General features: G+C 56.7%; 12 protein-coding genes. 11 read left to right on the top strand and 1 reads right to left on the bottom strand.

Annotated features, from left to right (window positions below):
• Positions 1–2 precede the first annotated feature (2 nt).
• The 9 genes from murD (at position 3) to lpxC (ending at position 10,417) form a co-directional block, all read left to right on the top strand.
• A complete protein-coding gene (gene murD, locus EBA31_RS02625; RefSeq protein WP_046374520.1) occupies positions 3–1,322 on the top strand; it encodes a UDP-N-acetylmuramoyl-L-alanine--D-glutamate ligase in 1,320 nt (439 codons plus the stop codon).
• A 2-nt stretch (positions 1,323–1,324) separates the two neighbouring features.
• Positions 1,325–2,521 carry a cell division protein FtsW gene (ftsW, locus tag EBA31_RS02630; RefSeq protein WP_122080578.1) on the top strand — a complete coding sequence of 399 codons (1,197 nt, stop codon included), beginning with the start codon at positions 1,325–1,327 and terminating at the stop codon, positions 2,519–2,521.
• A 3-nt stretch (positions 2,522–2,524) separates the two neighbouring features.
• Positions 2,525–3,589, top strand: a complete 1,065-nt coding sequence (gene murG / locus EBA31_RS02635; RefSeq protein WP_046374518.1) for an undecaprenyldiphospho-muramoylpentapeptide beta-N-acetylglucosaminyltransferase — start codon at positions 2,525–2,527, stop codon at positions 3,587–3,589.
• A gap of 83 nt (positions 3,590–3,672) precedes the next feature.
• Complete coding sequence (gene murC, locus EBA31_RS02640) at positions 3,673–5,151, top strand: UDP-N-acetylmuramate--L-alanine ligase (RefSeq protein ID WP_020825211.1); 1,479 nt, start codon at positions 3,673–3,675, stop codon at positions 5,149–5,151.
• Positions 5,141–6,061: a D-alanine--D-alanine ligase gene (locus tag EBA31_RS02645; protein WP_122077185.1), complete on the top strand. Its 921-nt coding sequence runs from the start codon at positions 5,141–5,143 to the stop codon at positions 6,059–6,061. The genes murC and EBA31_RS02645 overlap by 11 nt, the downstream gene beginning before the upstream one ends.
• A 1-nt stretch (position 6,062) precedes the next feature.
• Positions 6,063–6,914 (top strand): cell division protein FtsQ, encoded by an 852-nt coding sequence (gene ftsQ / locus EBA31_RS02650; RefSeq protein WP_020825213.1) that lies wholly within the window; start codon positions 6,063–6,065, stop codon positions 6,912–6,914.
• Positions 6,911–8,167 (top strand): cell division protein FtsA, encoded by a 1,257-nt coding sequence (gene ftsA, locus EBA31_RS02655; protein ID WP_004950148.1) that lies wholly within the window; start codon positions 6,911–6,913, stop codon positions 8,165–8,167. The genes ftsQ and ftsA overlap by 4 nt, the downstream gene beginning before the upstream one ends.
• Before the next feature lie 74 nt (positions 8,168–8,241).
• Positions 8,242–9,396, top strand: coding sequence for a cell division protein FtsZ (gene ftsZ, locus EBA31_RS02660; protein ID WP_004950150.1), 1,155 nt, complete (start codon positions 8,242–8,244; stop codon positions 9,394–9,396).
• A gap of 103 nt (positions 9,397–9,499) precedes the next feature.
• On the top strand, positions 9,500–10,417 hold the full coding sequence (gene lpxC, locus EBA31_RS02665; protein ID WP_037426060.1) for a UDP-3-O-acyl-N-acetylglucosamine deacetylase: 918 nt from the start codon (positions 9,500–9,502) through the stop codon (positions 10,415–10,417).
• A gap of 14 nt (positions 10,418–10,431) precedes the next feature.
• On the opposite strand, the gene EBA31_RS02670 is transcribed toward lpxC, so the two are convergent.
• Positions 10,432–10,956 (bottom strand): DUF721 domain-containing protein, encoded by a 525-nt coding sequence (locus EBA31_RS02670; protein ID WP_020825215.1) that lies wholly within the window; start codon positions 10,954–10,956, stop codon positions 10,432–10,434.
• A 26-nt stretch (positions 10,957–10,982) separates the two neighbouring features.
• Here EBA31_RS02670 and secM point away from each other — a divergent pair, with 26 nt between their 5' ends.
• Both secM and secA read left to right on the top strand, forming a co-directional pair.
• On the top strand, positions 10,983–11,516 hold the full coding sequence (secM, locus tag EBA31_RS02675) for a secA translation cis-regulator SecM (RefSeq protein ID WP_046374516.1): 534 nt from the start codon (positions 10,983–10,985) through the stop codon (positions 11,514–11,516).
• Positions 11,517–11,606: 90 nt separating this feature from the next.
• Entirely contained in the window at positions 11,607–14,318 is a 2,712-nt protein-coding gene (secA, locus tag EBA31_RS02680) for a preprotein translocase subunit SecA (RefSeq protein WP_046374515.1), read from the top strand.
• Positions 14,319–14,327: the final 9 nt, after the last annotated feature.

Here is a 14,327-nt window from a genome sequence, read left to right on the forward strand (position 1 = left end):
CTATGGCGGATTATCAGGGTAAGAAAGTGGTCATCATCGGGCTGGGCCTCACCGGCCTGTCCTGTGTTGATTTCTTTATGGCGCGCGGCGTAACGCCACGCGTTATGGATACCCGCATTTCACCTCCAGGGCTGGACAAGCTGCCTGAAAGCGTTGAGCGTCACCTGGGTGATTTGAATCAGGATTGGCTGTTGGCGGCGGATTTGATCGTCGCCAGTCCGGGCATGGCATTGGCGACCCCGGCATTGAGCGCCGCTGCAGAGGCGGGCGTAGAGATTGTCGGCGATATCGAGTTGTTCTGCCGTGAAGCCCAGGCACCGATCGTGGCGATTACCGGTTCCAACGGTAAAAGCACCGTCACCACCCTGGTGGGTGAAATGGCAAAAGCCGCAGGTTGGGCGGTGGGCGTCGGTGGCAATATCGGCCTGCCTGCGTTGAGCCTGCTGCGTCAGGAATGCCAACTGTACGTGCTGGAGCTGTCGAGCTTCCAACTGGAAACCACTTACAGCCTGCACGCGGCTGCGGCGACCATTTTGAACGTCACCGAAGATCATATGGATCGCTATCCGTTTGGGCTGCAGCAATACCGTGCCGCCAAGCTGAAGGTCTATGAAAATGCCAGCCTGTGCGTGGTCAATGCCGACGACGCATTGACGATGCCGATTCGCGGGGCGGATCAGCGTTGCATCAGCTTTGGCGCCGATGTGGGCGACTATCACCTGAACCGCCAACTGGGCGAGACCTGGTTGCGCGTGCGCGGCGAGAAAATCCTGAACACCCGCGAAATGAAGCTGACTGGCCGCCATAACTACACCAATGCGTTGGCGGCGCTGGCACTGGCCGATGCGGTGAACATCCCGCGCGCTTCCAGCCTGAAAGCGTTGACCACCTATACCGGTTTGGCGCACCGCTTCCAATTGGCCTGGGAACATAACGGCGTTCGCTGGATTAACGATTCTAAAGCCACCAACGTTGGCAGTACCGAAGCGGCGTTGAATGGTCTGCAGGTGGACGGCACCTTGCACCTGCTGTTGGGCGGCGACGGTAAGTCGGCCGATTTCTCCCCGCTGGCGCGCTACCTGCAAGGCGATAACGTTCGCCTTTACTGCTTCGGCCGTGATGGCGAACAGTTGGCTCAGCTACGACCGGAGGTCGCTACGCTGACCGAGACTATGGAACAGGCGATGCAGACGATAGCCGGCCGGGTGCAACCTGGCGATATGGTGCTGCTGTCACCCGCCTGTGCCAGCCTGGATCAGTTCCGCAATTTTGAAGTACGCGGCGACGAGTTTACTCGTTTGGCACAGGAGCTTGGCGGATGAGACTGCGCTTGCCGAACTTCGGGCTGACAGAGCTCTTTAAAAACTGGGTGGCGGGATCGCGAGATAACGATTCGGTCAATATGGTGCTGTACGACCGTACCCTGCTGTGGCTGACCTTTGGGTTGGCCATTATCGGTTTTGTGATGGTGACTTCGGCTTCGATGCCGATCGGTCAGCGCCTGGCGGACGATCCGTTCTTGTTTGCCAAGCGTGATGCGTTGTACCTCGGGCTGGCGTTCGGTCTGTCGATGGTAACCTTGCGCATTCCGATGGAAGTCTGGCAGCGCTACAGCAACATCATGCTGCTGTTGTCGATTGTGATGCTGTTGATCGTATTGGTGGTCGGCAGCTCGGTAAACGGGGCATCGCGCTGGATCTCGCTGGGGCCGCTGCGTATTCAGCCGGCAGAGCTGTCCAAGCTGTCGCTGTTCTGTTACCTGGCGAGTTATCTGGTGCGCAAAGTAGAAGAGGTGCGCAGCAACTTCTGGGGCTTCTGCAAGCCGATGGGCGTCATGGTGGTGTTGGCCGTGCTGCTGCTGGCTCAGCCGGACCTCGGTACCGTGGTGGTGCTGTTTATCACCACGCTGGCAATGCTGTTCCTGGCCGGCGCGAAAATGTGGCAATTCCTGGCAATTATCGGATCCGGAGCCTTCGCGGTAGTGCTGTTGATCATCGCCGAACCTTACCGTATGCGCCGTGTGACTTCGTTCTGGAATCCGTGGGCCGATCCGTTCGGCAGCGGCTACCAGCTGACCCAGTCGCTGATGGCCTTTGGCCGTGGTGAATTCTGGGGACAAGGGCTGGGTAATTCGGTGCAGAAACTCGAGTATTTGCCGGAAGCGCACACCGACTTTATCTTCTCGATTTTAGGCGAAGAGCTGGGCTATATCGGTGTGGTTTTTGCATTGTTAATGGTATTCTGCGTCGCTTTTCGTGCTATGTCGATTGGCCGCCGTGCGCTGGAGATTGATCAGCGCTTTTCTGGCTTCTTGGCCTGCTCAATTGGCGTGTGGTTTAGCTTCCAGGCGCTGGTCAACGTCGGTGCCGCTGCCGGAATGCTTCCCACTAAAGGCTTAACGTTACCGCTGATAAGCTATGGCGGTTCGAGCCTGTTGATTATGTCGACGGCGATCGTGCTGTTGCTGCGTATTGATTATGAAACGCGTCTGGCTAAAGCCCAGGCGTTTGTGAAGAGGTAAGGGATGAGCGGGAAACCTAAGCGTTTAATGGTGATGGCAGGCGGTACCGGCGGACACGTGTTCCCGGGACTGGCGGTCGCGCATCATCTGATGGCGCAGGGCTGGCAGGTGCGCTGGCTTGGAACCGCAGACCGAATGGAAGCCGATCTGGTGCCAAAGCATGGGATCGAGATTGATTTCATCCGTATTTCCGGCCTGCGTGGCAAAGGGCTGAAGGCCCAGCTGAGCGCGCCGCTGCGTATCTGGCAAGCCGTACGTCAGGCGAAGGCGATTATGCGCAGCTACCAACCGGACGTGGTGCTGGGGATGGGGGGTTACGTTTCTGGTCCTGGCGGTTTGGCCGCATGGCTGTGCGGCATCCCGGTGGTGCTGCATGAACAAAACGGCATTGCCGGGCTGACCAACCGTTGGTTGGCGCGCATTGCCAAGAAGGTCCTGCAGGCCTTCCCTGGCGCGTTCCCCAATGCGGACGTGGTGGGCAACCCGGTACGCACCGACGTATTGGCGCTGCCGCTGCCGGCAGAGCGATTGACGGGGCGTGAAGGGCCCATTCGCGTACTGGTGATTGGCGGCAGTCAGGGTGCCCGGGTGCTGAATCAGACAGTTCCTGAAGTCGCGGCGAGATTGGGCGATAGAATTACGCTCTGGCATCAGGTAGGCAAAGGTGCGCTGGAAAATGTGTTGCGCGACTACGAGAGGGTAGGGCAGACGCAACACAAAGTGACCGAGTTTATTGATGACATGGCGGCGGCGTACGCTTGGGCTGATGTCGTGGTGTGCCGCTCCGGCGCGCTGACGGTCAGCGAGATCGCCGCTGCGGGCCTTCCTGCGATCTTCGTGCCTTTCATGCACAAAGACCGCCAACAGTATTGGAATGCCCGCCCGCTGGAAGAAGCCGGTGCGGCGAAGATTATCGAGCAACCGCAGTTTAACGCCGATGTGGTGGCGGAGCTGCTGGCTGGCTGGGATCGTCCTACGCTGCTGGCCATGGCCGAAAAGGCCCGTGCCGTGGCCATTCCGGATGCTACCGAACGCGTAGCTGCGGAGCTGGTGCGCGTCGCCAAATAATATGCAGGGGTCCGGTTCGCCGGGCCTGAATTAAAGAATGTCATGTAGGGGCCCGGCATGCCGGACCTGGATTAGAGAGAGTGATGAATACACAACAACTGGCGAAACTACGTACTATCGTGCCCGAGATGCGACGCGTCCGGCACATTCACTTTGTCGGCATCGGTGGCGCCGGCATGGGTGGTATCGCCGAAGTGTTGGCCAATGAAGGTTATCAAATCAGCGGTTCCGACCTGGCACCGAATCCGGTAACCCAGCAGCTGAGCGCGCTCGGGGCGACGATTTACTTCCATCACCGTCCGGAGAACGTACTGGATGCCAGCGTAGTCGTGGTTTCTACCGCGATTTCTGCCGACAACCCGGAAATTGTCGCCGCTCGTGAAGCGCGTATTCCGGTAATCCGCCGCGCAGAGATGTTGGCCGAACTGATGCGTTTTCGTCACGGCATCGCCGTTGCCGGTACGCATGGCAAGACCACGACCACGGCAATGGTGTCGAGCATTTATGCCGAAGCCGGTCTGGACCCGACCTTTGTTAACGGCGGGCTGGTGAAAGCGGCAGGAACTCATGCGCGTTTGGGCTCCAGCCGTTACCTGATTGCGGAAGCGGATGAGAGCGATGCTTCTTTCTTGCATCTGCAACCGATGGTGGCGATTGTCACCAATATCGAAGCCGACCATATGGAGACCTACCAGGGCGACTTCGAAAACCTGAAGCAGACGTTTATTAACTTTTTGCACAACCTGCCGTTCTACGGCCGTGCGGTGATGTGTATTGACGATCCGGTGGTGCGTGAATTGCTGCCACGCGTGGGTCGCCATATCACCACTTACGGTTTCAGCGACGATGCCGACGTTCGCATCGAAAGCTACCGTCAGGTTGGAGCCCAGGGCCACTTCACCCTGAGCCGCCAGGACAAGCCGCTGATGACGGTGACGCTGAATGCGCCGGGTCGTCACAACGCGTTGAACGCGGCGGCGGCAGTGGCGGTAGCAACGGAAGAGGGCATTGACGACGCAGATATCCTGCGTGCGTTGGCCAGCTTCCAGGGGACCGGTCGCCGCTTTGATTTCCTCGGCGAATTCCCGCTGGAGCCGGTAAATGGCAAAAGCGGCAGTGCGATGCTGGTGGACGACTATGGCCACCACCCGACCGAGGTCGACGCGACGCTGAAAGCCGCACGTGCAGGCTGGCCGGACAAGCGTCTGGTGATGATTTTCCAGCCGCACCGTTACACGCGTACTCGCGATCTGTATGACGACTTTGCCAATGTGCTGTCGCAGGTGGACGTGCTGCTGATGCTGGACGTTTACTCTGCCGGTGAAACGGCAATTCCCGGGGCGGACAGCCGCTCGCTGTGCCGTACCATCCGCAGCCGCGGCAAGCTGGATCCGATTCTGGTGTCTGATGCGGATACCGTGCCGGAAACCCTGGCAGGGCTGCTGCAAGCGGACGATTTAGTGCTGGTGCAGGGCGCCGGCAACGTGGGGAAAGTCGCACGCAAACTGGCTGAGCTGAAGCTGCAGCCTCAGAAAAAAGAGGAGGAACATCATGGCCGATAAAGTTGCCGTACTGCTGGGTGGCACCTCCGCTGAACGTGAAGTGTCATTGCAATCTGGTGCCGCCGTGCTGGCCGGGCTGCGTGAAGCCGGTATCGACGCTCACGGCATCGATATCCGTGATTTCCCGGTCACCCAGTTGAAAGAACATGGGTTTACCAAAGTATTTATCGCGCTGCATGGCCGAGGCGGTGAAGACGGCACCCTGCAAGGCATGCTGGAGTTCCTCGAACTGCCTTATACCGGCAGTGGCGTGATGGCTTCGGCACTGACCATGGACAAGTGGCGCACCAAAATGGTGTGGCAGTCGATGGGCCTGCCGGTGGCGCCTTATGTTGCGCTGAACCGTCAGCAATATGCCGGTGCAGAAAAAGAGGCGCTGATCGCGCGCATCGAGGCCTTGGGCCTGCCGCTGATCGTCAAGCCGAGCCGTGAAGGCTCCAGCGTTGGTATGAGCAAAGTTACCGAGCGTGGCGCTCTTGAGGCGGCTCTGGAAGAAGGTTTCCGTCATGACGACGACGTGCTGGTCGAGAAGTGGCTGAGCGGTCCGGAATACACGGTAGCGATGCTGGGTGATCGGGTATTGCCTTCCATCCGCATTCAACCGGCCGGCGTGTTTTACGATTACCAGGCCAAGTACATCTCGGACGATACCCAGTATTTCTGCCCGAGCGGCCTGGGCGCGGAACAGGAAGCCGAAATGGCGTCTCTGGCGTTACGCGCCTATCGTGGGCTGGACTGCAGCGGCTGGGGCCGCGTTGATGTGATGCAGGATAGCGATGGCAGCTTCTATCTGCTTGAGGTGAATACCTCGCCGGGCATGACCAGTCATAGCCTGGTGCCGATGGCAGCGCGCCAGTCTGGTTTAAGCTTCTCGCAGCTGGTAGCGAGAATTTTGGAATTGGCCGACTGATATGTCGCAAGCTGCCCTGAATGCGCGTGAACGCGAGGTGGACAACAACCCGCGACGCAGCAATGGAACCCAGTTGGCGGGAATGATTTTCCTGCTGATGGTGTTGGGAACGGTCCTGTGGAGTGGGTGGGCGGTGATTGGCTGGATGAAAGACGCCAGCCGCCTGCCGCTGTCACGACTGGTGGTGACCGGTGAACGTCACTACACCACCAACGACGATATTCGTCAGGCTATCCTGGCGCTGGGATCGCCGGGGACGTTCATGACGCAGGATGTGGATATCATCCAGCAGCAGATTGAACGTCTGCCGTGGATCAAGCAGGCCAGCGTGCGCAAGCAGTGGCCGGATGAGCTGAAGATCCACCTGGTGGAATATGTCCCGGTGGCGCGATGGAATGATTTGCACATGGTAGATGCCGAAGGCAAATCCTTCAGCGTGCCTGCAGAACGAATTGGCAAACAGAAGTTGCCGTTGCTGTATGGTCCGGAAGGGAGCGAACAGGATGTTCTTGAAGGTTACCGGACCATGAGCAGCATGTTAGCGGCCAGCAAATATACGCTGAAAATGGCGGCCATGAGCGCCCGCCATTCCTGGCAGCTGGCTTTGGATAATGATGTTCGGCTGGAGCTGGGACGCGACGATCGCACCGGACGCCTGCAGCGCTTTATCGAGCTTTACCCGGTATTGCAGCAGCAGGGACAGGCAGAAAGCAAGCGAGTCAGTTATGTCGACTTACGCTATGAGGCCGGTGCATCGGTAGGTTGGGCCCCCGTGTTTATCGACCCGCAGGCTGCAGGCGATCGGCAGAACAGTAATCAGCAACAGAATCAGGCACAGGCAAAACAACAATGATCAAGTCGACGGACAGAAAACTGGTAGTTGGACTGGAGATCGGTACTGCAAAAGTCTCCGCATTGGTAGGGGAAGTTCTGCCCGATGGCATGGTCAACATTATCGGGGTGGGCAGTTGCCCGTCTCGCGGTATGGATAAGGGTGGCGTTAACGACCTGGAGTCGGTAGTGAAGTGCGTACAGCGCGCTATCGATCAGGCCGAACTGATGGCGGATTGTCAGATTTCTTCGGTTTACCTCGCATTATCGGGTAAACACATCAGCTGCCAGAACGAAATAGGGATGGTTCCTATTTCCGAAGAGGAAGTGACACAGGAAGATGTGGAGAACGTGGTGCATACCGCTAAATCGGTACGCGTCCGTGATGAACACCGCATCCTGCACGTCATCCCTCAGGAATACGCCATCGATTATCAGGAAGGCATCAAAAACCCGGTCGGGTTGTCCGGCGTGCGTATGCAAGCCAAGGTGCACCTGATCACCTGCCATAACGATATGGCTAAGAACATCGTTAAGGCAGTAGAACGTTGTGGTCTGAAAGTTGACCAACTTATTTTCGCCGGTCTGGCCGCCAGCTATGCGGTACTGACCGAAGATGAGCGCGAGCTCGGCGTTTGTGTAGTGGATATCGGCGGCGGCACCATGGATATGGCGGTGTACACCGGCGGTGCACTGCGCCACACCAAAGTGATCCCTTACGCCGGGAACGTGGTCACCAGCGATATCGCTTACGCCTTCGGCACGCCGCCGACAGACGCGGAAGCGATCAAAGTTCGACACGGCTGTGCGCTTGGGTCGATTGTTAGCAAGGATGAAAGTGTAGAGGTGCCAAGCGTTGGAGGACGTCCTCCTCGGAGTCTGCAAAGACAGACACTGGCTGAAGTGATTGAGCCACGCTACACCGAACTGTTGAATCTGGTTAACGATGAAATTTTGCAATTGCAGGAGCAACTGCGTCAGCAAGGGGTGAAGCATCATCTGGCAGCGGGTATTGTGCTGACCGGTGGTGCCGCCCAGATTGATGGCCTGGCAGCCTGTGCGCAACGGGTGTTCCACACCCAGGTACGCATCGGCCAACCCTTGAACATCACGGGTCTGACGGATTATGCGCAGGAGCCTTACTATTCTACGGCGGTAGGTCTGCTGCACTATGGAAAAGAGTCTCACCTGAGCGGTGAGGCAGAAGTAGAAAAACGCGCCTCGGTGGGCAATTGGTTTAAACGTATCAATAGCTGGCTGAGAAAAGAGTTTTAATGTTTCAACAAAGAGATCATGCTGAGTAATCTTTTTATGATCTCGCAGCGACAGGCACAAAACGGAGAGAAACTATGTTTGAACCAATGGAACTAACCAATGACGCGGTGATTAAAGTCATCGGCGTCGGCGGTGGCGGTGGCAACGCCGTTGAACACATGGTGCGCGAGCGCATCGAAGGTGTTGAATTCTTTGCCGTGAATACAGACGCTCAGGCGCTTCGTAAAACGGCAGTTGGCCAAACCATCCAGATCGGTAGCGGTATTACCAAAGGTCTGGGTGCAGGCGCGAACCCTGAAGTGGGTCGCAATTCAGCGGAAGAAGACCGTGAAGCCCTGCGCGCCGCACTGGATGGTGCAGACATGGTCTTCATTGCAGCTGGCATGGGCGGCGGTACCGGTACCGGTGCAGCGCCAGTCGTCGCTGAAGTTGCTAAAGACCTGGGTATTCTGACAGTGGCCGTGGTGACCAAGCCTTTCAATTTTGAAGGCAAGAAACGCATGGCGTTCGCTGAGCAGGGTATCGCAGAATTGTCCAAACATGTGGACTCACTGATCACTATCCCGAACGACAAGCTGTTGAAAGTTCTGGGTCGCGGTATTTCTCTGTTGGACGCGTTTGGTGCGGCTAACGACGTGCTGAAAGGCGCGGTTCAGGGTATTGCCGAACTGATCACCCGTCCGGGCCTGATGAACGTCGACTTCGCCGACGTGCGCACCGTAATGTCCGAAATGGGCTACGCGATGATGGGTTCCGGCGTTGCCTGTGGTGAAGACCGTGCTGAAGAAGCTGCGGAAATGGCGATCTCCAGCCCACTGCTGGAAGATATCGACCTGTCCGGCGCTCGCGGCGTGCTGGTCAACATCACCGCCGGCTTCGACCTGCGCTTGGATGAGTTCGAAACCGTGGGTAACACCATTCGTGCTTTCGCTTCCGACAACGCGACCGTGGTAATTGGTACGTCGCTGGATCCGGAAATGAACGACGAACTGCGTGTAACCGTGGTTGCGACCGGTATCGGTATGGACAAACGTCCGGAAATCACTCTGGTCACCAATAAACAGGCCAGCCAGCCAGTGATGGATCATCGCTACCAGCAGCACGGCATGTCGCCGCTGCCGCAGGAAGTGAAACCTGCCGCCAAGGTGGTTAACGATCCGACTGCGCAGCCTAATAAAGAGCCCGACTATCTTGATATTCCAGCCTTCCTGCGCAAGCAGGCAGACTAAGAATATCCTGAGAATTTGGAATCTCCGCTCTTTGTGCTAAACTGTCCCGCCAGCCATGCTGTATGCTTGGCTGGTAGGATTGATAACATTGCGAGATAAAACGATGATCAAACAAAGGACATTAAAACGTATTGTTCAGGCGACTGGTGTCGGTTTACATACCGGCAAGAAAGTCACGCTGACAATGCGACCCGCGGCGGCTAATACCGGGGTCATCTATCGTCGCACTGACTTGAATCCACCGGTTGATTTTCCGGCTGATGCAAAATCCGTGCGTGATACCATGCTCTGTACCTGCCTGGTCAATGAGCATGACGTGCGTATTTCTACCGTTGAGCATCTTAATGCCGCGCTGGCTGGGTTGGGCATCGACAACATCGTTATCGAAGTTGACGCTGCTGAAATCCCTATCATGGACGGCAGTGCCAGTCCGTTCGTCTTCCTGTTGCTGGATGCCGGCATTGAAGAACTGAACTCTGCGAAGAAATTCCTGCGTCTGAAAGACACCGTGCGTGTTGAAGATGGCGACAAGTGGGCCGAGCTGTCCCCGCATAACGGGTTCCGCCTGGACTTCACCATCGACTTCAACCACCCGGCGATCGACGCCAGTACGCAACGCTACCGCCTTGATTTCTCTGCCGACTCGTTCGTGCGTCAAATCAGTCGTGCGCGTACTTTCGGCTTCATGCGTGATATCGAATATTTACAGTCCCGTGGCCTGGCCCTGGGCGGCAGCTTTGACTGCGCTATCGTGGTAGATGATTACCGCGTGCTGAACGAAGACGGCCTGCGCTTCGAAGACGAATTCGTGCGTCACAAAATGCTGGACGCCATCGGCGACCTGTTCATGTGCGGCCATAATATCATTGGCGCGTTTACCGCGTACAAGTCTGGTCATGCGCTGAACAACAAGCTGCTTCAAGCAGTTCTGGCGAAACAGGAAGCGTGGGAATACGTCACCTTCCAGGACGAAGCCGAAATGCCACTGGCATTCAAAGCTCCGTCAACCGTATTGGCATAAGTCGATACCGCTGATTACTTATCACGACTGGTAGCGTTGGCACTCTCTCCGGCCAACGACGCCAGTCGTTCTAATATCTTGCGCAGTTTTTCCGGGCTCCGGCTCGCTAATACCCTTAATTCCCCAGCACTTTCCTGACTCAGATGACGCATAGGCACGCTTGACTGCGTATTTCCTGCCGTTTTTGCGGCGTCCTGCACCAGGTTGTTCCCTTTTGCCATCAAGGCCGGATTAATCCTGATGTCGATCGACGACAATGATGGTAGAATTTGCGCTCGTAGTGCTGATAATAAAGCCGGTTGTTCGTAACGTAGACGCATCATCCAGCTGGCATTTGCCGTTTCTAGCACTAAAATACCCTGTCGGAAATTTGCGACGCGGCACCAAGGATGCAGTTGAACGGGCAACAGGCCTTTCACTGCACGGTTAAGCTTAAGCAACGCGACTGCGCGTTGTTGGACGTTATGCAGTGGCCCTTTGTCTTCTGCAGACGCGTCGTCGAACAGGGAATCTAATAATTGTGGACGGCTATCGCGCATAATGGGCTCCGGCGGATTATAAACTCGTGATCGGTATTCTAAATCGTTGGCGACAATTTGGCAGACGTTATTTCTGGCCCCATCTCCTTTTAGGGATGGTTGCGGCCACGCTTGGCGTACCTACCAATCTGACCGGCAACCCCGATCAAGCCGCTCTGCCGAGCACCTCGTCCAGCCTGAACCGGCAAAATTCTGCCAGTGGCGCCTTCAATAGCCTGGCGTTACTGCAGGAAGCGCATCGTCGTCCGACCTTTAGCGTCGACTACTGGCACCAGCATGCGCTTCGTACCGTCATTCGTCACCTCTCTTTTGCGCTTGCGCCGCAGGCCGTTTACGCGCGGGTGCAGGAAAGCGAAGCGGAGGTGACCGAACCCCCATTGCAGGTAGCGCAACTGGCGCTGCTTTCTACCCTTAATGCGCTGCTGACGCACGAGCCGAAGCCGCCGACCATCATTCGCACCACTCACCACGCCGTGCTGCCCGCTGTTGCGCAGCATCAGGCCGGGTTGTGGCTTGCGCAAGTGCAGGGCATTCGCGCCGGACCTGCAGCCTTAAGCTGATTTCTTGCCCCTCGGGCGACAAAAAAAACCTAAAAAATAACATCAAGTTGACTGCCTGTGTTGGCCGTCATGACAGAGATATCAAACATCATGTTAGTGAAATTATTGACCAAAGTTTTTGGTAGCCGTAACGATCGTACGCTGCGCCGCATGCGCAAATCGGTTGAGCTGATCAACCAGATGGAACCGGACATGGAAAAACTGTCCGATGACGAACTGAAAGCCAAGACCAACGAGTTCCGCGCGCGCCTGGAAAAGGGTGAAGTGCTGGAAAACCTGTTGCCTGAGGCCTTCGCGGTAGTGCGTGAGGCGAGCAAGCGCGTCTTTGGCATGCGTCACTTCGACGTGCAGCTGCTGGGCGGCATGGTGCTGAATGACCGCTGTATCGCAGAGATGCGCACCGGTGAAGGTAAAACCCTGACCGCAACCCTGCCAGCCTATCTGAACGCCCTGAGCGGTCGTGGCGTGCACGTGGTAACCGTCAACGACTATCTGGCACAGCGTGACGCCGAGAACAACCGCCCGCTGTTTGAGTTCCTCGGCTTGAGCATCGGCATCAACCTGCCGGGCATGCCGGCACCGGCCAAGCGTGAAGCCTATGCCGCGGACATTACCTACGGCACCAACAACGAATACGGTTTCGACTATCTGCGCGACAACATGGCGTTCAGTCCGGAAGAGCGCGTTCAGCGCAAACTGCACTATGCACTGGTGGATGAGGTTGACTCCATCCTGATCGATGAAGCGCGTACGCCGTTGATCATCTCTGGCCCGGCTGAAGACAGCTCCGAGATGTACATCAAGGTTAACAAGCTGATCCCTAAACTGATCCGTCAGGAAAAAGAAGATTCGGATTCCTTCCAGGGCGAAGGCCACTTCTCGGTTGACGAAAAGGCGCGCCAGGTGCACCTGACCGAACGCGGCCTGATCCTGATCGAAGAAATGCTGATGGAAGCCGGCATCATGGACGAAGGGGAGTCACTGTACTCACCGACCAACATCATGCTGATGCACCACGTGACCGCGGCTCTGCGTGCCCATGTGCTGTTTACCCGTGACGTTGACTACATCGTAAAAGACGGTGAAGTCATCATCGTCGACGAACACACCGGCCGTACCATGCACGGCCGTCGCTGGTCCGATGGCCTGCACCAGGCGGTGGAAGCCAAAGAAGGCGTGGAAATCCAGAACGAAAACCAGACCCTGGCCTCCATCACCTTCCAGAACTACTTCCGCCTGTACGAGAAGCTGGCTGGGATGACCGGTACCGCCGACACCGAAGCTTTTGAATTCAGCTCGATCTACAAGCTGGATACCATCGTGGTGCCGACCAACCGTCCAATGCTGCGTAAAGACATGCCGGATCTGGTCTACATGACCGAGCATGAGAAGATTGGCGCCATCATTGAAGATATTCGTGAGCGCACCGCTAACGGCCAGCCGGTTCTGGTCGGTACGATTTCAATCGAGAAATCCGAAGTGGTTTCGCGTGAGCTGGAGAAAGCCGGTATCGCCCATAAGGTGTTGAACGCCAAGTTCCACGCCATGGAAGCGGACATCGTTGCTCAGGCCGGCCAGACCTCTGCGGTTACCATCGCTACCAACATGGCCGGTCGTGGTACCGACATCGTGTTGGGCGGCAGTTGGCAGGCAGAGATTGCCCAGTTGGAAGATCCAACCGAAGAGCAAATCGCGGCGATTAAAGACGCCTGGAAAATCCGTCACGATGCCGTACTGGCAGCCGGTGGCCTGCACATCATTGGTACCGAGCGTCATGAATCACGCCGTATCGATAACCAGTTGCGCGGCCGTTCCGGTCGTCAGGGTGATGCCGGTTCATCCCGCTTCTACCTGTCGATGGAAGATGCCCTGATGCGTATTTTCGCCTCCGATCGCGTTTCCAACATGATGCGTAAATTGGGGATGAAAGAAGGTGAGGCCATTGAGCACCCATGGGTCACCAAAGCAATTGCCAACGCCCAGCGTAAAGTAGAAAGCCGCAACTTCGACATTCGTAAGCAACTGCTGGAATACGATGACGTGGCCAACGATCAGCGCCGCGCGATCTACAGCCAGCGTAACGAACTGCTGGACGTGTCTGACGTTAGCGAAACCATTGCCAGCATCCGTGAAGACGTGTTCAAGACCACTATTGACGGCTACATTCAACCGCAGTCGCTGGAAGAAGAGTGGGATATTCAGGGGCTGACCGAACGTCTGAAAAACGATTTCGATCTGGATATGCCTATCGCCGAATGGTTGGATAAAGAGCCTGAGCTGCACGAAGAAACGCTGCGTGAGCGTATTCTGGAAAAAGCCAAGGAAGAGTACCAGCGTAAAGAAGAAGTGGTTGGCACCGAGATGATGCGCAACTTCGAGAAAGGCGTGATGCTGCAGACGCTGGATTCCCTGTGGAAAGAGCATCTGGCGGCCATGGACTACCTGCGTCAGGGCATCCATCTGCGCGGTTATGCGCAGAAAGATCCTAAGCAGGAGTACAAGCGCGAGTCCTTCAACATGTTCGCTACCATGCTGGAATCACTGAAGCATGAAGTGATCAGCGTGCTGAGCAAGGTTCAGGTGCGGATGCCGGAAGAGGTTGAAGCCTTGGAACTGCAGCGTCGTGAAGAAGCCGAGCGTCTGGCCAAACAGCAGCAGCTGAGCCACTATGAAGAAAACGCGCTGGTGACTGAAGATCCTAATGCACCGACCATCGCAGAACGTAAAGTGGGTCGTAACGATCCGTGCCCATGCGGTTCCGGTAAAAAATACAAACAGTGTCACGGTCGTCTGCAGAACTAAGCCGACACT

Origin of the sequence: Serratia sp. P2ACOL2 (assembly GCF_003691565.1) — a bacterium.
Taxonomy (GTDB): domain Bacteria; phylum Pseudomonadota; class Gammaproteobacteria; order Enterobacterales; family Enterobacteriaceae; genus Serratia; species Serratia liquefaciens.